The following is a 23,084-nucleotide window of genomic DNA, read 5'->3' as shown; positions in this document are numbered from 1 at the left end:
TGGCTGCGGCGGTCAGGCGTGCCGGGCGGCCTCCTGCGCCAACTGCATGCGCGAGCCGACACCGAGCTTGGCGTACACGTGACTGAGGTGGGCCTGCACGGTTCGCGGTGAGATGAAAAGCTTTGTGCCGACGTCTTTGTTGGACAGGCTTGCGCTGACCAATCGCACCACGTCGAGTTCGGTCGGCGTGAGTGAACCCCAGCCGCTCGCCGGTCGCTTGCGCTCACCGTGCCCGCGCCGTGCGTAGGCGATCGCCTCATCGGTGGAGAGTGCGGCACCTTCGGCCCAGGCGGTGTCGAAGTCCGCGGTCGCCAGTTCGGCACGCAGTGCTGCCGACGAGGTCTCGTGGTCCGTGTCGTAGATCGCGAAGCGGACCTGCCCGGTGCGGTCGCGGATGCCCTGCGCCGAACCGAAGAGCCGCGCGGCTTCCCGGTGCCGCCCTGAACCGGTGGACAGCGCTGCCAGGCATTCGATCACGTCGGGAATCGTCAAGTGCGCCTTGGTTTGCGAGGCGATCGTCAGGGCATCATGGGCATCGCGTTCAGCCCGCTCAACGTCACCCTCAGCGATCGCGATCCGAACGCTCGTCGCCAACAACCCCATGCGGTGCGCGCCGGAAGCCGCCGAGACGGCGTCATCGGCCCAGCGCCGCGCCGCGAGTACGTCACCGCCGGCCAGCGCGGCCCGGGCCATGGGATAGGACTGTATTGCCAACTGCCCCACCAGGGGACAGGCCTGCCACGCCGCATCGGCGGCGACTGCCGCTGCCGCGACATCGTCGGCGGTCAGCAACGCATCCGCCAACGCCCCGAGGCTCGCGCCTCGTTGCAGGACCGTGGTACCCGCCGAGACGTCTAGAGCGGCCTCCGCCGACGCACGTGCGCGATCCGGCTGACCCTGGTGCACAACCGTTTTACTCACACAGATAAGGCCGAACGCGGTGAACACCGGATCGTGGGCGGCCTGGGCCTCGACCGCCACGTCGCCGAACTGTGCAGCGGCTTCCACCAGGTCCGCCGTCATCCACTGCGCCATCGCGATGTTCCAGCGGCACATCCTGGAGTAGAACCCGTCACCGGTCGCGTCGGCGAGGTCGCGGCCTTCGTCGGCCGCGATACGTATCGCGACCGGATCTCCCGCGACATAGGCCGACAACGCCCGCCAGGCCAGGGCGTGGCTCAACCGCCAGTCGTCGCCCACCGCGCGAGCGAGGACGATCCCTCATTGAAGTACGGCACGGCGACGTCGGGGCTGAACGCACTGATGGCGCCGCGGGCGGTGAGCACCTGCGCCAACAGGGTCGGGTCGTCGAGGTCGCGGGCGATCGTCAGCGCCGGCTCGATCTGATCGGTGACGTCGAACGCCCCGGTGAAGTGGTCGAGGATCGTCTTGTCGGCGAGCGCCCGCGCCCGCACCGCGGGCGTCAGTGCGGCGCCGTCGGCGAGAACGGTGTCAAACCAGGCCAGCCCCTCCACGATTCGGCCGCGCAGCCACAGCGGTTGCAGAGCCGACGCCAGTCGTGCCGCGCGTTCGGCATCGCCGTGTTCCCGGCTCCAGGCGAACGCGGCCCGCAGATTGTCGATCTCGACTTCGGCCTGCTCGATCCGCTGCTGCACGCCGGTGGCGATCGGGACGTCGAACAGTCCGGTGTAGTGGTCACGGTGGCGGGTGCGCAGCGTCGGGGTTTCCCCGGACTCGTCGAGCTTTTCCAGGGCGTACTGACGCACCGTCTCCAGCATCCGGTAACGCGTCACCGGCCGGGTGTTGTCGGTCACCACCAGTGACTTGTCCACCAGCAGGGTCAGCTCGTCGAGGATCTGGTCGTGCTGCGATCCCACATCGGCTACGGCGGTGGCCGCAGCAAGGTCAAAGCCCCCCACGAACACCGCCAGCCGGCGAAACGTCCTGCGTTCGGGTTCGCTCAGCAAGGCGTGCGACCAGTCCACCGACGCGCGCAGCGTCTGCTGGCGCGGCACCGCGGTGCGCGCCCCGCCGGTGAGCAACCGAAGCCGATCCCGCAGACCGTCGGAGATCTCAGGCAGCGACCATGCCCGCACCCGGGCCGCGGCTAACTCGATCGCCAACGGGACACCGTCTAAGCGCCGGCAGATCTCGGCCACAGTCGTCGCGTTGTCGGCGGTGACGCTGAAGTCCGGCCGGGCCAGCCGAGCCCGGTCGGTGAACAACTCGACGGCCTCGTCGGCCAGCGACAGTGACGGCGTGCACCAGACGACTTCACCGGCGACCCCGATCGGCTCCCGGCTCGTGGAAAGAACGGTCAGGTGCGGGCAGGCGCTCAGCAGCGCAGAAGCCAGCGTCGCGCAGGCATCCAGCAGATGCTCGCAGTTGTCCAACACCAGCAGCATCTGCCGCCCGGCGATGAACCGGATCACGATCTCGGTCGCCGAACGGCTCGGCTGATCGGGTAGCCCCAGGGCACGGGTCACGGCCACCGCCACCAGGTTCTCGTCGCTGATCGGTGCCAGATCCACCCAGCACGCCCCGGCGGCCAGCCCGTCGCCGAACCCGGTGGCAAGCTCGGCTGCCAGCCGGGTCTTGCCCACCCCGCCGGACCCGGTCAACGTCACCAGGCGGTGCTCGGCCACCAGTGCCTGCAGTTCGCCCAACTCAGCCTGTCGTCCCACGAAACTCGTCAGCGCCGCCGGAACAGCACCGCCGGCCGCCGCGTCGCTCGCCCGCAGCGGCGGAAACACGCTGCGCAGATCGCGATGGCACGCCTGCACCACCCGTTCGAGGCGTGGTTGATTCCGTGTCGCACAGCTGCCCAGCTCGGTCAGCCAGGAATCCGCAGGTAACCGGTCGGCTATCAAGTCCGCCGTCACCCCGGACAGCAGAGTCTGGCCGGCATCCGCCAGGTCCCGCAATCGCGTCGCGCGGTCGAGGGTTGAGCCGGCGTACCCGGTGTCGTCCCGGGCGTGCACCTCGCCGGTGTGCACGCCGATGTGCAAGGGACGCGGCACCGACGGTGCTCGTTGCAACTCCAGCGCGCAGGAGACAGCATCACTGGCGCAGGCGAAGCAGACCACGAACTCTCCGCTGTGCGGGTCGGGTTCCGCGACGTGCACCCCGCGGTGAGCCGTGACCACGGCCGTGATCGCGCGGCCAAGTCGCGCCGGGGTCGGCGCTTTCGACCCCGGCGCACATCCGTCGACACCTGCCGACAGCAACGTCACGGTCCGCGACGACGGTAGCGCGTTCACAACTACGGTGCTCCAGTCCGACACGGCACCCCGTTGTGCCGCATCGATACCGTTGATGCTAGTGACGAACGCAACAATCCGCATGGAAGTCTCAGGTTCATCGTCTGCGCGACGTCACCACACCGGTTGTGTTGCCGACCGGCCTCCGGATGCCGACCCCTCCCGGTCGGCCGACGTGCACGAACGCGAGGCCAGTAGGCTGACCGGTGATGTCTGAGAACGCAACACACCCCGTGAACAGCCCCCAGATCGTCATCGGGGACGAGGAGATCTTCGAGGCCCACCAGGGCGGGAAGATCAACGTCGGCCTGAAGTCGCCGCTGGACACCCAGCGGGCGCTCTCCATCGCCTACACCCCCGGAGTGGCGCAGGTCAGCCGGGCGATCGCCGCCGACCAGACCCTCGCTGCCCGCTACACGTGGGCACACCGCCTGGTGGCGGTGGTCAGCGACGGCAGCGCGGTGCTCGGGCTCGGCGACATCGGCCCCGCGGCGTCGCTGCCGGTGATGGAGGGCAAGGCGGCACTGTTCAAGACGTTCGCCGGCCTGGACTCCATCCCGATCGTGCTCGACACCAAGGACCCCGACGAGATCGTGGAGACCCTGGTGCGGCTGCGCCCGACGTTCGGCGCGGTGAACCTCGAGGACATCTCGGCGCCCCGATGCTTCGAGATCGAACGTCGGGCGATCGAGGCGCTGGACTGCCCGGTCATGCATGATGACCAGCACGGCACCGCGATCGTCGTGCTCGCCGCACTGATGGGTGCGGCCAAGGTGCTCGACCGTGACATGACGGCGATGCGGGTAGTGGTCTCCGGCGCCGGCGCGGCCGGGGTGGCATGCACCAATATCCTGCTGTCCGTTGGGATCTCGGATGTGATCGTGCTCGACTCGCAGGGCATCGTCCATTCCGGGCGCACCGACATGAACAGCGTCAAGGTCGAACTGGCACAGCGCACCAACCCGGGTGGTCGCACCGGTGGGCTGGTCGAGGCCATCGCCGGTGCCGACGTGTTCCTGGGCGCCTCCGGTGGGGTGATCCCCGAGGAACTGGTCGCCACCATGGCGCCCGGCGGGGTGGTGTTCGCCCTGTCGAATCCCGACCCGGAGATCCACCCGGACCTGGCCGCCAAGTACGCGGCGATCGTGGCCACCGGGCGCAGCGACTTCCCGAACCAGATCAACAACGTCCTGGCATTCCCGGGAATGTTCCGCGGCGCGCTGGACTCCGGTGCCCGGCGGATCACCGAGGCGATGAAACTTGCTGCCGCCGAAGCGATCTACTCAGTGGTCGCCGACGAGTTGGGGCCGGACAAGATCGTGCCGAGCCCGCTGGACCCCCGGGTGGAACCGGCGGTGGCCGCCGCGGTCGCCGCCGCGGCCGAATCCGCATCCTGAGCCGGTGAGGCGGCCAACGCACCGACTGCGCCGGCTGGCGCTGGGGCTGGCCGTGCTGCTGCTGGCCGGCTGTGGGGCCGCCCCGGCGCCACCCCCGGTGCTCGTGGGCGCCAGACCCGATGCGGAATCCCTGGTGCTGGCGCACGTCTACGCCGCTGCCCTGCGCGGTTCCGGGGTGGTCTCGCACGTCGAGGTCAGCGATGACCCGCTGGCGCAGTTGGATTCCGGGGCGGTGACGGTGATGCCCGGGCTCACCGGCCGACTGCTGATGGTCTTCGCGCCGGACGCCGCCGGGCGATCCGATCGACAGGTCTACAAGGCGATGGTCGGCGCCCTGCCGGAGGGGATCGCCGCCGGTGACTACGCCATGACCGCAGCGGATAAGCCGGCGTTGGCGCTGGCCCGTGCGACCGCCGCGACATGGCACGCGACCAACCTCGGCGAGCTGCCCCGGCACTGCAGCGGACTGACACTCGGCGTCGTGTCGGGGGCGCGTACGCCGGCGACGGTCGGGGGTTGCCGGCTGCCGACGGCGCAGCAGTTCCCCGACGACACGGCGCTGTTCTCGGCGTTGCGCGCCAAGCAGATCAGCGCGGCGTGGACCAGCACCGCCGCGCCTCGCATTCCTGACGACGTGGTGGTGCTGAGCGACCCGGCGCCGGCGCTGGTGCGCGCCGAGAACGTGGTGCCGTTGTACCGCCGCAACGAGTTGGCCGAACCGCAGCTACTGGCGATCAACCAGGTGGCCGGAGTGCTGGACACCGCCGCGCTGGCCGATATGCGCCGGCAGGTGGCCGACGGCGCCGACCCGCGGCACGTCGCCGATGCGTTCCTCGACGAACATCCGCTGGGACGGTAGCGGGGCCCGCCGTCGGGCGTGAGTATCGGCCCGGTGTCAGAGCGACCGCGGCTTCAGCCTGGGGATGCCGAAGGCGAACAGTCGCTGGTATTTCGAGGCTGTGAGGCGGACCAGCAGGTCCAGCGCCCGGGCGTCCTTGCCGATCAGCACGCGCGCTCGGTTTTTGCTGACCCCGTCGAGGATCACCCGGGCGGCGTCTTCTGCACTGGTCGCGGCCAGTCGCCGGTCGAAGAAGTCGGCCAGGGCGGCGGCGTCCAGTCCCTCGGCGACGGTGGCGTTGCGGGCGATCGCGGTCTTGATCCCGCCCGGATGCACCGTGGTGACCCTGACCGGGTGCTTGGCGATGGCCATCTCCTGGTTCAGTGCCTCGGTGAAACCGCGGACGGCGAACTTGGCCGCGTTGTACGCGGCCTGGCCGGGCATCGACAGCAGCCCGAACAGGCTGGAGATATTGATGACATGGCCGTCGCCGGAGGCGATCAGGTGCGGCAGAAAGGCTTTCGTGCCGTTGACGACGCCCCAGAAGTCGACGTCCATCACCCGCTCGATGTCCTTGAACGGGGTGACCTCGACGTCGCCGTTGTACGCGATGCCGGCGTTGTTGTAGATCTGGTTGACCCGCCCGAAGTGGTCCTTGACCTCGTCTGCGTACAGCAGGACCGCCTCGCGTTCGGTGACGTCGAGGCGGTCGGCCTTGACCTGCACGCCCAGGGCGGTCACCCGGCGCTCGGTCTCGGCCAGGCCCTCGGTGTCGACGTCGCTGATCGCCAGCCGGGCACCTGCGCGGGCGAGTTCAACGGCCAGTGCCTGGCCGATGCCCGACCCGGCACCGGTGATGACGGCGACTTTCCCGGCAAATCCCTGCATGCGCGCTCCCTGATCTCGGCTGATCGCTAGAGCTTACCCAGTACCGCGGGTACCAGGTTGACCCGCATCGGACTGGCCCACCCACCTGCCGAGCGTGCAGAAATGTTCGGTGTCACCTGGGACTTTGACGAACATCTCTGCACGGTCGCGGGGAGGGCGGCCTCAGCCGAACGCCTCCGCGGTGCTGGTGGCTCGTCGAGCGTTCGGCTACGGTCCTGGCGGACCTCAGCCGAACGCCTCCTCGCTGCTTGTGGCTCGTCGAGCGTTCGGCTTCGTTCCTCAGCCGAACGCCTCCTCGATGATCTCGTGCTGCTCGACGGCGTGCACCTTCGACGACCCCGACGACGGCGCCGACATCGCCCGACGCGAGATCCGCTTGATCCCGGTCAGCTTGTCGGGCAGCAACTCCGGCAGCTCCAGACCGAACCTCGGCCAGGCGCCCTGGTTGGCCGGCTCCTCCTGCACCCAGCGGAACTCGTGGGCGTTCGGGTAGCTATCCAGCGTCGCGCCGAGCCGGCGCTTCGGCAGCGGCGCCAACTGCTCGATCCGCACGATCGCCACGTCGTCGCGGTTGTCTTTGGCCTTGCGGGCGACCAGCTCGTAGTACAGCTTGCCGCTGGTCAGCAGCACCCGGGTGACCTTGCTGCGGTCGCCGATGCCGTCCTCGTAGGTCGGCTCCTCCAGCACCGAGCGGAACTTCACGTCGGTGAAGTCCTTCACCTCGCTGATCGCCGCCTTGTTGCGCAGCATCGACTTCGGGGTGAACACGATCAGCGGCCGCTGGATCCCGTCCAGGGCGTGCCGGCGCAGCAGGTGGAAGTAGTTCGACGGCGTCGACGGCATCGCGATCGTCATCGAACCCTCGGCCCACAGCTGCAGGAAGCGTTCGATCCGCCCCGAGGTGTGGTCGGGTCCCTGACCCTCGTGGCCGTGCGGCAGCAGCAGCACCACGTTGGACAGCTGCCCCCACTTGGCCTCACCGGAGGAGATGAACTCGTCGATGATCGACTGGGCACCGTTGACGAAGTCGCCGAACTGCGCCTCCCACAACACCATCGCGTCCGGGTTGCCGACGGTGTAGCCGTACTCGAAGCCGACCGCGGCGTACTCCGACAGCGGCGAGTCGTACACCAGGAACTTGCCACCGGTCGGGGTGCCGTCGGGGTTGGTGGCCAGCAACTGCAGCGGGGTGAACTCCGCGCCGTTGACGTGGTCGATCAGCACCGAATGCCGCTGCGAGAAGGTGCCGCGGCGGGTGTCCTGGCCGGACAGCCGGATCAGTTTGCCCTCGGCGACCAGCGAACCCAGCGCCAGCAACTCGCCGAACGCCCAGTCGACCTTGCCGTCGTAGGCCATCTCCCGGCGTCGCTCCATCACCGGCAGCACCCGCGGATGCACGTCGAACCCTTCCGGGGCGGACATGAACGCGTCACCGATGCGGGCCAGCATCGCCTTGTCGACCGCGGTGTTCAGCCCGCGCGGTACCTGCTGCTCGGACTCCACCGACTCACTGGGCAGCGCGGTGTGCTTCTCCAGTTCGCGGACCTCATTGAACACCCGCTCCAACTGGCCCTGGTAGTCGCGCAGGGCATCGTCGGCTTCCTTGGTGGAGATGTCGCCACGACCGATCAGGTCTTCGGTGTAGGTCTTGCGGACACCGCGCTTGTGACCGATCACGTCGTACATGTACGGGTTGGTCATCGACGGGTCGTCGCCCTCGTTGTGCCCGCGACGGCGGTAGCACAGCATGTCGATGACGACGTCCTTGTGGAACTTCTGCCGGAAGTCCACCGCCAGCCGGCCCACCCAGTCGCAGGCCTCCGGGTCATCGCCGTTGACGTGGAAGATCGGCGCGCCGATCATCTTCGCGACGTCGGTGCAGTACTCACTGGAGCGGGAGTGGTCCGGCGCGGTGGTGAAGCCGATCTGGTTGTTGACGACGATGTGGATGGTGCCGCCGACCCGGTAGCCGTGCAGCATCGCCATGTTCAGCGTCTCGGCGACCACCCCTTGACCCGCGAACGCCGCGTCACCGTGCAGCATCATCGGCACCACCGAGAAGGCCTGTTCGCCGCCCTCGTCGGTGCTGCCGTGGTCCAGCAGGTCCTGCCGGGCCCGGACGATGCCCTCCAGCACCGGGTCGACGGCCTCCAAGTGCGACGGGTTGGCGGTCAGCGAGACCTGAATCTCGTTGTCGCCGAACATCTGCAGGTACACGCCGGTGGCACCGAGGTGGTACTTCACGTCGCCGGAGCCGTGCGCCTCGGCCGGGTTGAGGTTGCCCTCGAACTCGGTGAAGATCTGCGAGTACGGCTTGCCGACGATGTTGGCCAGCACGTTGAGCCGGCCGCGGTGCGGCATGCCGATCACGACCTCGTCGAGTCCGTGCTCCGCGCACTGGTCGATGGCGGCATCCATCATCGGGATGACGGTCTCGGCGCCCTCCAGGGAGAACCGCTTCTGCCCGACGTACTTGGTCTGCAGGAACGTCTCGAACGCCTCGGCGGCGTTGAGCTTGCTCAGGATGTACTTCTGCTGCGCCACAGTCGGTTTGACGTGCTTGACCTCGATGCGCTCCTGCAGCCACTGCTGCTGCTCGGGCTCGAGGATGTGGGCGTACTCCACCCCGACGTGCCGGCAGTAGGCGTCGCGCAGCACCGCGAGGATCTCGCGCAGCTTGCGGCGCTCGCCGCCGGGCAGGCCGTCGACCTTGAACTCGCGTTCCAAGTCCCACAGCGTCAGGCCGTGGGTCAGTACGTCGAGGTCGGGGTGGCTGCGGAACCGGGTGTTGTCCAGTCGCAGCGGGTCGATGTCGGCCATCAGGTGACCGCGGTTGCGGTAGGCCGCGATCAGCTCCACCACCCGGGCGTTCTTGTCGACGATCGAGTCCGGGTTGTCGGTGCGCCACCGGATCGGCTCGTAGGGGATGGACAGCTCGAAGAAGATCTCGTCCCAGAACCCGTCGGAGAGCAGCAGTTCGTGCACGGTCCGCAGGAAATCACCGGATTCGGCGCCCTGGATGATCCGGTGGTCATAGGTGGAGGTCAGCGTGATCAGCTTGCCGACGCCCAGTTCGGCGATGCGCTGCTCGCTGGCCCCCTGGAACTCCGCCGGGTACTCCATCGCGCCGACGCCGACGATCGTGCCCTGGCCGGACATCAGCCGCGGCACCGAGTGCACGGTGCCGATCGTGCCGGGGTTGGTCAGCGAGATCGTCACCCCGGCGAAGTCCTCGGCGGTGAGCTTGCCGTCGCGCGCCCGGCGCACGATGTCCTCGTAGGCGTTGACGAACTCGGCGAACCGCAGGTCCTCGGAGCCCTTGATGGCGGCCACCACCAGGGAGCGCTTGCCGCCACTGCCCTGCAGGTCGATGGCGAGACCCAGATTGGTGTGCGCCGGGGTGACGACGTTGGGCTTGCCGTCGACCTCAGCGAAGTGCCGGTTCATGTTGGGGAACGCCTTGACGGCCTGCACCACCGCGTAGCCCAGCAGGTGGGTGAACGAGATCTTGCCGCCGCGGGTCCGCTTGAGCTGATTGTTGATGACGGTGCGGTTGTCGATCATCAGCTTCGCCGGGATGGCGCGCACGCTGGTGGCGGTCGGCACCTCCAGTGAGCTGGACATGTTCTTGACGACCGCGGCGGCCGCGCCGCGCAGCACCTGCAACTGGTCGTCGGCGGCCGGCGGCGGGCCGGCCGGCTTGGCCGCGGGGGCAGCGGCCGGCGGTGCCACCGCAGCGGGTGGTCCGGCCGACGGCGCCGCGGGCGGTGCCACCGCGGTGGCGGGTGCCGGTGCGGGGGCCGCGGCGGGCTTGGGCGCCGCCGGAGCGGAACCGCCGTTGCCCGGGGTCTCCCGGGGCGAATCCGGGTGGTAGTCGGCCAGGAACTCATGCCAGCTCGCATCGACCGACGAGGGGTCTTCGCGGAACTTGCGGTACATCTCCTCGACTAGCCACTCGTTCTGACCGAAGGCTGAATTGATCCCGCTCACGACAGTTGCTCGCCTCGATTCCTGGTCGTTCGGCGAACCGAATTCGCCGCGCCTGCCTGTGCTGTGCGTCTCACCGGTTTCTGCGCTCTCAGCTGCAACGCTTCGGCCCGCGCACGCACCCCATAAAGGCTAGACCCTCGCGGATATTCCGCCAGGATCGCGGTTGCCCAACGGGCCCGGATCACGCGGACGGCTGGACCGGGCGGACGTCGTCGTCGGGCAGCGCGGGCAGTAGCCGCAGCGCGACGGGCCAGCGGTCGGGTGCCGGACCGAACGCCTTGCGCGCGTTGCGCACGATCTTCTTACCCATCAGCCGGTTGCCGATCGCGCCGATCACCGCGCCCAGGCCGACCGGCAGCAGCTTCCCGAACGCGAGCATTCCCCGGCGCAGCGTGAACCGTTTGACGAAGTAGCGCAGCAGCCGGGAGTTCAGCTGCGACACCGCCGGCAGCGGCAGCGCCGCCGTTCCCTCGGCCAGCCACGCGCCGCTGGTGCGGCCCGAACCCAGCAGGTCGGCCATCGCGCCCTTGCCCTCGTCACCGACGAGCACCGCGAGCACCAGGGCCCGCCGCCGCTCGCGATCGGTGGCGGGGATGCCGTGCACCTCGGCGACGGCCAGTACGAACAGCGCGGTGGCCTCCAGGAACACCGCGGTCTCCCCGGCGACCGCGCTCAGCGCGAACAGGGTTCCGATCGCGGGGACGGCGGCGGTCGCACCGACCGCGGCGCCGCTGGCCGCGACGGCGGCCAGGTAGTGCTTCTCCAGTCGCGCTGCGATCTCGGCGGGTCTGGCGCCGGGGGCGCCGCTGCGCAGCCGGTCCACATAGGAACGCACCGCCGGGCCCTGCAGCCGCGCACTGCGCTCGATGACCTGCGACAGTGCACGCGCCGCCACCCCGGGCTTCGCGGTGCCGTCAGCCGTCGGCTCCGGGACCGTCCGGCGTCGGCGGATGATGCCCATGGTTGCCTCCCGTTCGGCGTCGCGTGCCTGTCAGGCTAATGCTCCGGCGGTCGTTTACCCTGCTGCGCCGGTCCGGCCGGTGTCCGGCAGCGAACGCGCACGCCGTCGTCCCCGAGTTGTTCGGAACCCATTCTGTCCGTAGCGTCGCAGGCGGTGGCCGCCGCCCGGCCCCGAGCGCAGCGACCCGGCGGCGTCGCGAATCGCACCGATGATTCGTCCCCAGGATTCATGGCCGACCCGAGGTGGGGGTAGTTGAGCACCGCGCAGACCGGCGACCGCGCCAGACGGCTGGATGCTGCGCGCCGCGACCCCGCGCTGCCGGTCAAGCCGTGGGGTGCGCTGTGGGCGATGATGGTCGGCTTCTTCATGATCCTGGTCGACTCCACCATCGTCGCGGTCGCCAATCCGAGCATCATGGTGGCGCTGGACATCGGCTACGACGCGGTGATCTGGGTGACCAGCGCCTACCTGCTGGCATACGCGGTGCCGCTGCTGGTCGCGGGCCGACTCGGCGACCGGTTCGGCCCGAAGACGCTGTATCTGATCGGGCTGGTGGTGTTCACCGGCGCCTCGCTGTGGTGCGGGCTGTCCGGCAGTGTCGGGATGCTGATCATCGCGCGTGCGGTGCAGGGCGTCGGCGCGGCGCTGCTGACCCCGCAGACGCTGACGATGATCACCCGGATCTTCCCGGTCGAGCGCCGCGGCATGGCGATGAGCGTCTGGGGCGCCACCGCCGGTGTCGCGACCCTGATCGGGCCGCTGGCCGGTGGGGTGCTGGTCGACGGGCTGGGGTGGGAGTGGATCTTCTTCGTCAACGTCCCGATCGGCGTCATCGGGCTGATCCTGGCGGCGGTGCTGGTCCCGAGCCTGCCCGCCCACCGGCACCGGTTCGACGTGCTCGGCGTCGCGCTGTCCGGGGCCGGGATGTTCCTGGTGGTCTTCGCCCTGCAGGAGGGCCAGTCCAAGGGGTGGCCGCCGTGGATCTGGGGGATGGTGGCCGGCGGCGTCGTACTGCTGGCGGTGTTCGTCAACTGGCAGGCGATCAACACCCGCGAGCCGCTGGTGCCGCTGCACATCTTCCGCGATCTGGACTTCAGCCTGGCGAATCTGGCGGTGGCGGTCATCGGGTTCGCGTCGACCGCGATGGTGCTGCCGGTGATGTTCTACGCACAGGCGGTGTGCGGTCTGTCACCGACCCGGTCGGCGGTGCTGACCGCGCCGATGGCCATCGCCACCGGGGTGCTGGCGCCGGTCGTCGGCAAGGTGGTCGACCGGGCCCACCCGCGCTCGGTGGTCGGATTCGGGTTCTCGGTGCTGGCGATCGCGCTGACCTGGCTGTCGATCGAGATGACGCCGACCACGCCGATCTGGCGACTGGCGCTGGTGTTCGCCGCGATCGGCGTCGGAATGGCGTTCATCTGGTCGCCGCTGGCTGCCACCGCGACCCGCAACCTCGATCCGCACCTGGCCGGGGCCGGGTCCGGTGTGTACAACGCGACCCGTCAGGTCGGGGCGGTGCTGGGCAGCGCCGGGATGGCGGCGTTCATGACGGCGCGGATCGCTGATGACATGCCGCGGATGCCCGGCGGCCCGCCCGTCGGGGCGGTGCTGCGGCTGCCGGAGCAGTTGCATGAGCCGTTCGCGGCGGCGATGTCGGAGTCGACGTTGCTGCCGGCGTTCATCACGCTGTTCGGCGTGCTGGCGGCGATATTCCTGGTCGGGTTCGTCATCTCGCCGGCGCACCAGCCGCACTGGTCACTGGCCGGCGCGGGCGGTGACACCCCGGGGCCGATCGACGATGTGGACGACTTCGACGACCCGGGCGGGTTCAATGCGTTCGACGGGTACGACGAGGTCGCCGCGTACGAGTTCGGGGACGGGTACGACGAGTTCGGCGACGAGCTCGATGACGAGCCCGACCCGGTGCCCGACCCCTTCGACGCTGTCTACTGCAACGCGCCGACCGAGCTGATCCCGAGGATCGTCGACCACCGGCCGGAACCGCGCCGGCGGCACCGCTACCGCGAGGATCCCGAGCCTGTCACCGAGCCGCTCACGGTCGTCATCCAGCGCATCCCGCCGGAGCCGGACCCCGAACCCGAGCCGTTAGCGCACAACGGTTTCCACGTCGAGGGCGGGCGGCATTTCCAGCGGCCGCCCAACGGTTCACCGGTGCCGGACATCCTGGCCAAGTACGGGATCCGCAACGTGGCCGCGCACCGCAACCGGCACTACCGGCGCGACCCCGACGACACCGACGAGATCGAGCGGTCCACCCGCCGCGGCGGCCGGCCCTGACCGGCCCTGGAGCTCCCGGTGGTGTTGATGCGCCGGGCCGGCTTCGCCTCTCCTCCGTCGAGCCTCGCTACCCGGTGGGGGTATTGGCGACGATCGCCACCGCGCTGCCGTTCCAGTGGAACCTCACCGTGCTGGTCAGCCCGGCGATGCCGCTGGTGGTCTGCAACGCCACCGTGTCGGGGGTGCAGTGGGCGAGGTCGATCCCGCTGAATCCGTAGGTGTCCGGTGCGGTCTGCGGCAGGTACTGCCCCCGGTGGAACAGCACCGCGCGGGTGTTGCGGTGCTCGGTGTTGGTGTTGGCCTTGACGATCACCGCGGACAGGTCCGTGCATTCGCTGTAGTTGCCGGCGACCGGTTCGGGGTTCCAGGGCTGGCCGCTGCGCGGGTCGTGGGGCAGTTCGGAGACGGCCTTGGCGATCGCGGGCGCCGCCAGGTTGACCGCGCACGGGTCGGCGGGCGCGCCGGGCGGCGCTGCGGCGCCGGTCTCGACGGATTCCGGGGGAGCGGCCGCGACGGCGGTGCTGCTGGGCGCCGACGGGGTCTTGGCGACGGTGGAGTCGCCGGACCCGCACCCGGCCAGCGTCACCGCGAGTGCGGTGACAGCGGCTAACGGTATTGCGACACGCGACACACCGGGGACCGTACCGGTCTGGCGGTGTCCCGCGGGGTAGGCGGGGCCGTCGCGGCGTCGGCCGTTCGGAGGATAGTGGTGCTGACCGTCCGCTCAATACGCTCTGCGAATGCAGCGAACGCACTGGATGCGTACGGCCGCGGCGGCTGTTGTCATGGTGATTCTGGTGGCCGGGTGCAGTGACTCGGGCGGAAAGCAGGTGACCGCCAAGCGCCCCACCCCGCCGTCGGCAGTACCGACGGCGCTGATCGTGGATGCGTCGGGATCGATGACCGAGGCCGATGCGCCGGGTCCGCGGATGGATGCGGCCAAACAAGCGGCGCAGGGATTGGTCGACGGGATGCCCAACGGTACGGCTATGTCGCTGCTGACCTACGGCACCAGCACCGGTTCTGCTGACGCCGAGAAGACTGCGGGCTGTCAGGATGTAAAGGTCCTGATCCCGCTGGGCCCGCTGGACCGCGCCCAGATGCAAACCCGGATCGCCGCTTTGACCGCGTCGGGGTACACGCCGATCAGTCTGGCATTGCAGACGGCGGCGGCGCAGTTGCCGGCCGGCGCTAAGCAGTCGGCGATCGTGCTGGTCTCCGACGGTGAGGACACCTGCGATACCCCACCGTGTGACACCGCGGGACAGCTCAAGCAGTCCCGTCCGAATCTGACGGTCTCGACCGTGGGCTTCAAGACCGCGGGTGCGGCCAGTGACCAACTGCGTTGCATTGCGACGGCCACCGGAGGAATTTTCGTGCAGGCCGACAACGCCAATCAACTGGCCGCTCGGTTGCTGGCGACCCGGAACCTCGATGAGGCGCAGAACTCGTTGGCGAACAACGGTTTCGGCGACATCGAGTTGGGTTCGAGCCTGGCCGACATTCGCAGGGCGCACACGGATTTCCCGGATGCGTCGACGTCGGGGTCGGTGCGGGTGGTGTACCGGGATTGCGACTTCGGCTTTGTCGATGGGGTGCTGGATTCCATCGAGCCGCACGGCGGCGGGCGGACCATCGACGGAGTGGTCCCGGGGACTCCGCTGAGTCGGGTCGTGGAACTGTACGGAGATCCGGTCGCGACCGAATCAGACGGGCAGGGCGAGTACCGCCTGATCTACCGCGCAGATCCGGACACCGACGCCGGTTACCGGATGACCGCGCAGGACTACTCCGAGTCCGGTGGCACCGTTTCGGGCACCGTCAAGACGATCGTGCTGTGCCGGTGCGCGCCGCACGCCGGGCCAGCGGCGCAGGGTGGCACCGGCGGCGAACCCGAGACGGTGGTGCTGAAGCCCGTTGACGCGCGGGGGAGCACCACTGCGGGTTATCTGAAGGACAGCAGCATGCGCGATACCCCGATCGATTGCAGCGGTGGCTTTCCGTCCCGCCACGACGTCACCCGGGGAGTCCGGGAGTGCGGTGCCAGCGTCGACACCGGCGATGCCTGCTGGCCGACCGCCGGCAGCGCCTACGTGCTGTGCCTGGTCGACCCGTTCAAGAACGTGCTGATGCTGCGTGCCGCCACCGGTGCCACGGATGCCCTCCGTGCACCGCTTGGCCCGCCGACGCCGATCGGGCTGGAACTCGACGACGGCACCCAGTGCCGCAGCAGGGTGGGCGGCTCCTGGTCCAGTCCGGTTCAGCAACCCGACTGGGTCGGTTTCTACAGCTGCTCCGGAGGTCGGGCCGATTACTTCCCGGCGATCTGGGCCCCTGCGGGAAGTTCCGACGGGATCGAACGGGGGATGAACGGTTGGACCGTCCACATCGGGGATTCCCGTGAACCGCTGGCCACCCGGTCGGTCACCAAGATCTACCTCGTAGGAGTGGCATGAGAAGTCAGCTGGGCACCATCGTCGCCGTGGTCCTTGCCGTGTCTATGAGCGGGTGTACCGGCGGCACCGAAGGGACGCAACCGGTTGGAGGGCGGCACTCCGCTGGCGGATCCAGCGGTGCCGGCAAGACCGGATCGGTCCGGGCAACCGATCCCTGCGCCGGCATCAGCGACTGCACCGAGATAACCCAGGTCGACGTCGACGGTGACGGCGCCCCGGATCGGGTCGGGATCACGATCTCCCGGCAAGCGCCGCCGCCGCAGGTTGTGTTCGGCGAGGCCACCATCGGTGTCCTGGTTGCGACCGGTAGCCGGGTGGCCCGCATCGATGTGCACAGCCCGGGAATGCTGCCCGGGTCGAACGCCTCGCCCACGCCTTACGTCGGTGCCTACCGGATCAGCCGCAAAAGCGGTGCTGATCTGGTCTTCCACACCCAACTCGGCCAAGGGAACTCGGAGCAGTTCGTGGTTGTCGGATGGTCGGCCGGTCAGCCGACACCGGTGAGTCAGCCGGCGGAGGCCAGTGCGAACCTGCCGGAGGCCACGGTGTGGTACATCGGGTCGTCGCACGGTGTGCACGAGTGGGTGACGTGCGCAGACGGCGCAGCGGTGACGATGATCAGGTTGTCGGCGCCTACCGCAGAGGGAATACCGATCCCGGGGGGCGGCATCCGCGAGGAGAACCATTTCGCATTCGAAGCGGGTGCCTGGTCTCCGACCGGATCGGAGAACGTGGCAGACAGTGATTTCTCCTACAATTTCGATCCGCACACGCAAACTTTTCAGTGCCGGGATCAGGGTGCGGCATAACGTTTTCCGGATGCGGGTGCACCGGTACCGGCCGGAGGCAGCGCGGACCGCTCCGTTGTGGCACAGCTGACACCGTCTTTGCCCGTAGACTGCTAACCGCTATGACCTCGCCTGATGCCCCCAGCCCGACCTTCGCCGACCTGCACATCCACCCTTCGGTGCTGCAGGCCGTCGCCGACGTCGGCTACGAAGAGCCGTCGGCGATTCAGGCCGCCACCATCCCGGCGCTGCTGGAGGGCTCCGACGTCGTCGGGCTGGCCCAGACCGGCACCGGCAAGACCGCGGCGTTCGCGATCCCGATCCTGTCCCGGATCGACACCGGCAGTAAGAACACCCAGGCCCTGGTGCTGGCCCCAACCCGGGAACTGGCACTGCAGGTCGCCGAAGCGTTCGGCCGGTACGGCGCGCACCTGCCGCGGGTCAACGTGCTGCCGGTCTACGGCGGCTCGTCGTACACGGCGCAACTGTCCGGGCTCAAACGCGGGGCGCAGGTCGTCGTCGGCACCCCCGGCCGGGTCATCGACCACCTGGAGCGCGGCACGCTGGACCTGTCGAACCTGGACTACCTGGTGCTCGACGAGGCCGACGAGATGCTGCAGATGGGCTTCGCCGAGGACGTCGAACGCATCCTGGCCGACACCCCCGAGCACAAGCAGGTGGCGCTGTTCTCCGCGACGATGCCGCCGGCGATCCGCCGGATCACCGCGAAGTACCTGCACGACCCGGTGGAGGTCACGGTCAAGGCCAAGACCGCCACCGCGGAGAACATCACCCAGCGCTACATCGAGGTCGCCGGCCCGCGCAAGATGGACGCGCTGACCCGGGTGCTTGAAGTCGAGGCGTTCGAGGCGATGATCGTCTTCGTCCGCACCAAGCAGGCCACCGAGGAGGTCGCCGAGAAGCTGCGCGCCCGCGGGTTCTCCGCTGCCGCGATCAACGGCGACATCGCGCAGGCGCAGCGGGAGCGGACCATCACCTCGCTCAAGGACGGGCGCATCGACATCCTGGTCGCCACCGACGTCGCCGCGCGCGGGCTGGACGTCGAGCGCATCTCGCACGTCGTCAACTACGACATCCCCAACGACCCGGAGGCGTACGTGCACCGGATCGGGCGCACCGGCCGGGCCGGGCGGTCCGGGACGGCGCTGCTGTTCGTCAGCCCCCGGGAACGGCACCTGCTCAAGCTGATCGAGAAGGTGACGCGACAGAAGCTCATCGAGGCCGAGCTGCCCAGCATCGACGACGTCAACGCGCAGCGGGTGGCCAAGTTCGCCGACGCCATCACCGACCACCTCGACGGCACCGGCATCGAACTGTTCCGCCGCCTCGTCGAGGACTACAGCCGCGAGCACAACGTGCCGATGGCCGACATCGCCGCAGCGCTGGCGCTGCAGTCCCGCGACGGCGAGGCGTTCCTGATGGTGGAGCCGCCGCCGGACAAGCGCCGCGAACGGGTCAAGGCGGAGCGGGCCGGCTTCGGCCGGGAGGACCGGAAACGCAGCCACGAGCGTTCCCATGATGGCCCCCGCGAGGCGCCCAAGGAGGGGTTCGCCACCTACCGGATCGCGGTCGGCAAGCGGCACAAGGTCAACCCCGGTGCGATCGTCGGCGCACTGGCCAACGAGGGCGGGCTGCACCGCGGCGACTTCGGCCACATCAGCATCCGGGTGGACCACTCCCTGGTGGAGTTGCCGGCGAAGCTCCCCGGCAAGACCTGGAAGGCATTGGAGCAGACCCGGATTCAGGGTGTGCTCATCAACCTGGAACGTGAGCGTTCGGGTGGCAAGCCCGGAGGCAGACCGAACCGCCACGGTGACGACAGGCCGCACCGGAAGCGGGAATGACGCTGACCCAGCGCGAGGTCACCCCGGGCGCGCTGAAACCGGTCGCCCACGTGGATCGGGTCGCGTCGCTGACCGGTGTGCGCGCCGTGGCGGCGATCCTGGTGGTGGCCACCCACGCCGCGTACACCACCGGCAAGTACACCCATGGCTACGCCGGGCTGGTCGGCTCCCGGATGGAGATCGGGGTGCCGATCTTCTTCGTACTCTCCGGCTTCCTGCTGTTCCGGCCCTGGGTGCGCGCGGTCGCCGGTCAGCGGCCGGCCCCGTCCCTGCGCCGCTACTCCTGGCACCGGGTCCGGCGGATCATGCCGCCCTACGTGGTCACGGTGCTGCTGGCCTACCTGATCTACCACTTCCGGGAGGCCGGGCCGAACCCCGGGCACACCTGGACCGGGCTGCTGCGCAACCTGACGCTGACCCAGATCTACAGCACCACCTACCCCTACGGCGGCTACCTGCACCAGGGCCTCACCCAGATGTGGAGCCTGGCGGTGGAGGTGGCGTTCTACCTGGTGCTGCCGCCGCTGGCCTACCTGCTGCTGGTGGGGCTGTGCCGGCGGCAGTGGCGGCCGATCCGACTGCTGGTCGGTCTGGCGGCGGTGGCGCTGATCAGCCCGGTGTGGCTGACGCTGGCGCACATCCCCGACCTGCTGCCCGGCGGCGCTCGGATCTTCCCGCCGTCCTACCTGATCTGGTTCGTCGGCGGGATGGTGCTGACGGTGCTGCAGCAGATGGGGGTGCGCTGCCCCGGGTTCATCGCGATCCCGCTCGCGGTGATCTGCTACCTGATCGCGTCCACCCCGATCGCCGGGGCGCCCACCACCTCACCCACGGGGCTGGGTGAGGCGCTGATCAAGGCGGTGTTCTACGTAGTGATCTCCGCCCTGGTGGTGGCGCCGCTGGCACTGGGCAACCGGGGCTGGTACGCGCGGGCGCTGGCAACCCGGCCGATGGTGTGGCTGGGGGAGATCTCCTACGAGATATTCCTGGTGCACCTGGTGCTGATGGAGGTGGTGATGGTCGAGTTGCTGCACCGCCCGGTCTACACCGGGTCGATGCTGCAGCTGTTCGTCGCGACGCTGGCGGTGACGATTCCGGTGGCCTGGCTGCTGCACCGCTTCACCCGCGTGCGCGACTGACCCGCAACGAGATAGGTTACGCTGCCCTAAGTTCAAGGCGAGGGAGGGTGGATGGCCGACCAGAAGGCTGCTCGGGGCTGGCAGGGTGCCGTGCTCAAACTGCTGGGCGCCGGCGACCACCGGCTGACCGTGACCGGCCGCCGGGAGATCGGCCCGGGGTACCTGCGGCTGAGCTTCGCCGCCGAGGATCTGCTGTCCGGACGGTCGGTGCACCCGACGATGTGGATCCGGTTGTGGTTCGCCGACGGGGACAAGATCCACCAGCGCGCCTACACCCTCGTCGACCCCGACCCCGCCGCCGGCACCGTGGACATCGAGTTCGCCCTGCACGACGGGATCGCCTCGCACTGGGCGCAGTCCGCGCAACCCGGTGACGTCATCGAGGCCAGCGTGCTGGGGAGCAAGTTCACCCTTCCCGAACCCGCGCCGGCGGGCTACGTCATCGTCGGCGACCGGGCCTCGCTGCCCGCGGTCAACTCGCTGCTCGCGGCGATCGGGGACGCCCCCGCTCAGGTCTTCCTGGAGGCGCACCGCGACGACGACCGCAACCTGCCGGTGCGGCGCAGTGCCGGTGTCAGTTGGGTGGACCGCAAGAACGCCGGGGAGGCGCTGGTGCAGGCGGTCAGCCTGGCGGCGTTCGACGCCGACGACCACTTCGGCTGGGTGGCCTGCGACAACAAGACCACCCGCGCGGTGAGCAAGGTGCTGCGAGACGCCTATCGGATACCGCGGAAATCCATTAAGGCACAGGCCTACTGGATGATCTGACGCGACCGGTCACCACGGGTACCAGGAATTGCTCGAGCATCATCCGCTCGTCGTCGCGGTCGCGTCCCGGGAAGCTCAGCAGCGACGTCATCACCCGCACCACCCAGCGGGCCCGGCGCTGCACCACCTCGCCGCCGGGTGAGCCCGATTCGATCAGGAAGTGGCAGATCATCGTCGCGACGATCTCGGACTGCTCGGCCATCGTCCCGCCGATCGGCGGCCCCGCCTCGGCGAACCACGATGCCAGCGACGGGTTCTCGCGGATCATGGCCAGCGCCTCGAGGATTCCGGTGACCAGTCGCTCATGCGGGTCGTCGAGGGACGAAAGCCGTTCGGTCAACAGCTGATACAGCGCGTGCGCCCACCGGTGCACATAGGCGAGATGCAGGACCTCGCGGCTCTCGAAGTACCGGTACAGCGTGGCGCGGGAACATCCTGCGGCGTTGGCGATCTCATGCATGCCCACCGACGCGGGGTCGCGCTCGGCGAACAGCTGCGCGGCTGCGTCGAGGATCTTCTCGGCGGCCAGTTCGGTGCGGTCGTCGGCCAGCCAGTCGGGACCGGCCATCAGGGGGTGAACGGCAGCGTCAGCGGCCGCCGGACGTAGCTGCCACCGGCGTAGGTGATGCCGGCCTCGTCGATCGTGTAGTCCGGGCAGCGTGCCAGCAACTCCTCCAGCGCCACTCGGGATTCCATGCGCGCCGCCTGGTTGCCGATGCAGTGGTGGGCGCCGTAGCCGAACGTCAGGATCTGGCGCGGTTTGCGCAGCACATCCAGTTCGGCGGCGTTCGCGCCGAATTGGCGTTCGTCGCGGTTGGCGGAGGCGTACAGCAGCAGCGCCTTGCGGCCGGCCGGGATGGTGGTGTCGCCGATGGTCACGTCGCGGGTGGTGGTGCGGCACAGCCCCTGCACCGGTGACGTCATCCGCAGCAGTTCCTCGATGGCCTCATGGGTCAGTTCGGGGTTGTCGACCAGCAGCCGGCGTTGATCGGGGTGCCGGAACAGCAGCTGCGTCGATCCGCCGAGCATCCCGGTGGTGGTGTCGTTGCCGCCGGTGACCATCGTGAACGCGAACGCCAGGATCGAGAACAGTCCGGCGTGGTCGCCCTCGGCGCCGACCCCGGAGGCCACCAGATGGGAGATGATGTCCTCGCCGGGATCGGTGCGGCGTCGCTCGATGAGTCCGGCGAAATAGCCCATCATCTGAGTGACGGCGTCGCCGGCGCTGGCGAACCCCGCCTCGTTGGCGCTGGCCGCGACGATCGCCTCCGTCCAATGGTCGAACTGCGTGCGGTCGTCCTCGGGGACGCCGAGGAAGTGCGCGACGACCATCGACGGCAGCGGTTTGAACAACGCGGCGACGATGTCGCCACCTCCCGCCGAGCGCAACCCCTCGATGCGCTCGGCGGCGAACTCGCGGACCTGCGGCTCCAGCCGCTTGACGTGCGCCGGGGTGAAGGCGCGGGCCACCAGTTTGCGGAATTGGGTGTGGACCGGGGGGTCCTGCATGACCATCGGCGGGTTCTCGGCCAGGCCGATCGCCTCGAGTTCGCCGTAGTTGATCGTCAGGCCCTGGGCTGAGGAGAACGTCTCATGGTCGGCGGCCGCCGCCCAGACGTCGGCGTGCCGGGACAGCACGTAGTAGTCCTGGTCGGGCGCGTCCTCGGGGACGACGTGGTGCACCGGGTCGTGTTCGCGCAGCGCCGCGTACATCGGGTACGGGTCGGCCCAGGTGCTGGCCGAGCACGGTACGAACATCGGATGAGACAACGTTGCTGTCATGTCTCATAAGTACGACATCGCGAATTCGGTGTCAACCCCCTTTTTTCGCGACGGTGCAGAACTCTCCGGCGAAGTCCCAGGTGGCGGTGGTCAACTCTGCACGGTCGCGGGGAAGGGGTTAGATTCCCGAGCCGGGGTTGAGGATGCCCAGTGGGTCCAGGGCGGTCTTAATGCGCTGGTTGAGGGCCATCGCGTCGGGGCCGATCTGGTCGGCCAGCCAGGGGCGTTTGAGCCGGCCGACGCCGTGCTCGCCGGTGATGGTGCCGCCCAGTGCGATGGCCAGATCCATGATCTGGCCGTAGGCCGCCTGCGCGCGGCGGGCGTGGTCAGGGTCGGTCGGGTCGTGCACGATCAGCGGGTGGGTGTTGCCGTCGCCGGCGTGGGCGATCACCGAGATCAGCAGTTCGTGCTGCGCGGCGATCGCCTCGATGCCGATGATCAGGTCTGCCAGTTGCGGCAGCGGCACCCCGACGTCCTCGAGCAGCAGCGGCCCCTTGGCCTCCACCGCCGGGATCGCATAGCGGCGCGCGGCCACGAACGCCTCCGCCTCATCGGGATCATCGGTGGTGAAGACGTCTTTTGCACCGTGTTCGGTGAACACCGTGCCGATCAGTGCGACGTCGTCGGCGCTGGCCGGTCCGCGCTCATCGGAGGCGGCCAGCAGCATCGCGGCAGCATCGCGGTCCAGGCCCA

15 protein-coding genes and 1 pseudogene are annotated in these 23,084 nt (G+C 69.2%); 8 read left to right on the top strand and 8 right to left on the bottom strand.

What is annotated here, in order from left to right; translation table 11 throughout:
• Window positions 1-12 precede the first annotated feature (12 nt).
• A pseudogene (locus KIH27_RS16260) lies at window positions 13-3,221 on the bottom strand (LuxR C-terminal-related transcriptional regulator).
• Between the two features lie 209 nt (window positions 3,222-3,430).
• On the opposite strand from KIH27_RS16260, the gene KIH27_RS16255 reads away from it, so the two are divergent.
• On the top strand, window positions 3,431-4,618 hold the full coding sequence (locus tag KIH27_RS16255) for an NAD(P)-dependent malic enzyme (RefSeq protein WP_214094000.1): 1,188 nt from the start codon (window positions 3,431-3,433) through the stop codon (window positions 4,616-4,618).
• A 4-nt stretch (window positions 4,619-4,622) separates the two neighbouring features.
• Window positions 4,623-5,477 carry a glycine betaine ABC transporter substrate-binding protein gene (locus tag KIH27_RS16250; protein ID WP_307856905.1) on the top strand — a complete coding sequence of 285 codons (855 nt, stop codon included), beginning with the start codon at window positions 4,623-4,625 and terminating at the stop codon, window positions 5,475-5,477.
• A 36-nt stretch (window positions 5,478-5,513) separates the two neighbouring features.
• Here KIH27_RS16250 and KIH27_RS16245 read toward each other — a convergent pair whose 3' ends face one another.
• From KIH27_RS16245 to KIH27_RS16235, 3 genes are all read right to left on the bottom strand, one after another.
• Window positions 5,514-6,344, bottom strand: coding sequence for an SDR family NAD(P)-dependent oxidoreductase (locus tag KIH27_RS16245; RefSeq protein WP_214093999.1), 831 nt, complete (start codon window positions 6,342-6,344; stop codon window positions 5,514-5,516).
• A 279-nt stretch (window positions 6,345-6,623) separates the two neighbouring features.
• Window positions 6,624-10,283 carry a multifunctional oxoglutarate decarboxylase/oxoglutarate dehydrogenase thiamine pyrophosphate-binding subunit/dihydrolipoyllysine-residue succinyltransferase subunit gene (locus KIH27_RS16240; RefSeq protein WP_250150248.1) on the bottom strand — a complete coding sequence of 1,220 codons (3,660 nt, stop codon included), beginning with the start codon at window positions 10,281-10,283 and terminating at the stop codon, window positions 6,624-6,626.
• A gap of 232 nt (window positions 10,284-10,515) precedes the next feature.
• The gene (locus tag KIH27_RS16235; protein WP_214093997.1) at window positions 10,516-11,295 is read right to left on the bottom strand and encodes a hypothetical protein; all 780 of its coding nucleotides are present in this window, start codon (window positions 11,293-11,295) and stop codon (window positions 10,516-10,518) included.
• A 348-nt stretch (window positions 11,296-11,643) separates the two neighbouring features.
• Between KIH27_RS16235 and KIH27_RS16230 the strand changes: the two genes are divergently transcribed.
• Window positions 11,644-13,593 carry an MFS transporter gene (locus KIH27_RS16230; RefSeq protein ID WP_214094037.1) on the top strand — a complete coding sequence of 650 codons (1,950 nt, stop codon included), beginning with the start codon at window positions 11,644-11,646 and terminating at the stop codon, window positions 13,591-13,593.
• A gap of 67 nt (window positions 13,594-13,660) precedes the next feature.
• On the opposite strand, the gene KIH27_RS16225 is transcribed toward KIH27_RS16230, so the two are convergent.
• On the bottom strand, window positions 13,661-14,224 hold the full coding sequence (locus KIH27_RS16225) for an LppP/LprE family lipoprotein (protein WP_214093996.1): 564 nt from the start codon (window positions 14,222-14,224) through the stop codon (window positions 13,661-13,663).
• 109 nt (window positions 14,225-14,333) lie between these two features.
• On the opposite strand from KIH27_RS16225, the gene KIH27_RS16220 reads away from it, so the two are divergent.
• From KIH27_RS16220 to KIH27_RS16200, 5 genes are all read left to right on the top strand, one after another.
• A complete protein-coding gene (locus KIH27_RS16220) occupies window positions 14,334-16,049 on the top strand; it encodes a vWA domain-containing protein (protein ID WP_250150245.1) in 1,716 nt (571 codons plus the stop codon).
• Window positions 16,046-16,858, top strand: a complete 813-nt coding sequence (locus KIH27_RS16215) for a hypothetical protein (RefSeq protein WP_214093995.1) — start codon at window positions 16,046-16,048, stop codon at window positions 16,856-16,858. The genes KIH27_RS16220 and KIH27_RS16215 overlap by 4 nt, the downstream gene beginning before the upstream one ends.
• Window positions 16,859-16,959: 101 nt before the next feature.
• Entirely contained in the window at window positions 16,960-18,702 is a 1,743-nt protein-coding gene (locus KIH27_RS16210; protein WP_214093994.1) for a DEAD/DEAH box helicase, read from the top strand.
• Window positions 18,699-19,841, top strand: coding sequence for an acyltransferase family protein (locus KIH27_RS16205; protein WP_214093993.1), 1,143 nt, complete (start codon window positions 18,699-18,701; stop codon window positions 19,839-19,841). Before KIH27_RS16210 ends, KIH27_RS16205 begins: the two co-directional genes overlap by 4 nt.
• 51 nt (window positions 19,842-19,892) lie before the next feature.
• Window positions 19,893-20,609 carry a siderophore-interacting protein gene (locus KIH27_RS16200; protein WP_214093992.1) on the top strand — a complete coding sequence of 239 codons (717 nt, stop codon included), beginning with the start codon at window positions 19,893-19,895 and terminating at the stop codon, window positions 20,607-20,609.
• Here the strand turns inward: KIH27_RS16200 and KIH27_RS16195 are convergent.
• From KIH27_RS16195 to KIH27_RS16185, 3 genes are all read right to left on the bottom strand, one after another.
• The gene (locus KIH27_RS16195; protein ID WP_214093991.1) at window positions 20,581-21,177 is read right to left on the bottom strand and encodes a TetR/AcrR family transcriptional regulator; all 597 of its coding nucleotides are present in this window, start codon (window positions 21,175-21,177) and stop codon (window positions 20,581-20,583) included. The genes KIH27_RS16200 and KIH27_RS16195 overlap by 29 nt on opposite strands.
• A complete protein-coding gene (locus KIH27_RS16190) occupies window positions 21,177-22,367 on the bottom strand; it encodes a cytochrome P450 (RefSeq protein ID WP_284144763.1) in 1,191 nt (396 codons plus the stop codon). Before KIH27_RS16190 ends, KIH27_RS16195 begins: the two co-directional genes overlap by 1 nt.
• A gap of 142 nt (window positions 22,368-22,509) precedes the next feature.
• Window positions 22,510-23,084, bottom strand: a 575-nt coding sequence (locus KIH27_RS16185) for an FAD-linked oxidase C-terminal domain-containing protein (RefSeq protein ID WP_284144762.1), incomplete at its 5' end; no start/stop codon positions are given.

Origin of the sequence: Mycolicibacter acidiphilus (assembly GCF_018455725.1) — a bacterium.
Lineage (GTDB): Bacteria > Actinomycetota > Actinomycetes > Mycobacteriales > Mycobacteriaceae > Mycobacterium > Mycobacterium acidiphilum.
This window is presented reverse-complemented; position numbering and strand designations above follow the sequence as displayed.

Coding starts and splice junctions, on each gene's coding strand:
- KIH27_RS16255 (WP_214094000.1), top strand. CDS start 3,431: ATGTCTGAGAACGCAACACACCCCGTGAACAGCCCCCAGATCGTCATC.
- KIH27_RS16245 (WP_214093999.1), bottom strand. CDS start 6,344: ATGCAGGGATTTGCCGGGAAAGTCGCCGTCATCACCGGTGCCGGGTCG.
- KIH27_RS16240 (WP_250150248.1), bottom strand. CDS start 10,283: ATGTACCGCAAGTTCCGCGAAGACCCCTCGTCGGTCGATGCGAGCTGG.
- KIH27_RS16235 (WP_214093997.1), bottom strand. CDS start 11,295: ATGGGCATCATCCGCCGACGCCGGACGGTCCCGGAGCCGACGGCTGAC.
- KIH27_RS16230 (WP_214094037.1), top strand. CDS start 11,644: ATGATGGTCGGCTTCTTCATGATCCTGGTCGACTCCACCATCGTCGCG.
- KIH27_RS16220 (WP_250150245.1), top strand. CDS start 14,334: ATGCAGCGAACGCACTGGATGCGTACGGCCGCGGCGGCTGTTGTCATG.
- KIH27_RS16215 (WP_214093995.1), top strand. CDS start 16,046: ATGAGAAGTCAGCTGGGCACCATCGTCGCCGTGGTCCTTGCCGTGTCT.
- KIH27_RS16210 (WP_214093994.1), top strand. CDS start 16,960: ATGACCTCGCCTGATGCCCCCAGCCCGACCTTCGCCGACCTGCACATC.
- KIH27_RS16205 (WP_214093993.1), top strand. CDS start 18,699: ATGACGCTGACCCAGCGCGAGGTCACCCCGGGCGCGCTGAAACCGGTC.
- KIH27_RS16200 (WP_214093992.1), top strand. CDS start 19,893: ATGGCCGACCAGAAGGCTGCTCGGGGCTGGCAGGGTGCCGTGCTCAAA.
- KIH27_RS16195 (WP_214093991.1), bottom strand. CDS start 21,177: ATGGCCGGTCCCGACTGGCTGGCCGACGACCGCACCGAACTGGCCGCC.
- KIH27_RS16190 (WP_284144763.1), bottom strand. CDS start 22,367: ATGTTCGTACCGTGCTCGGCCAGCACCTGGGCCGACCCGTACCCGATG.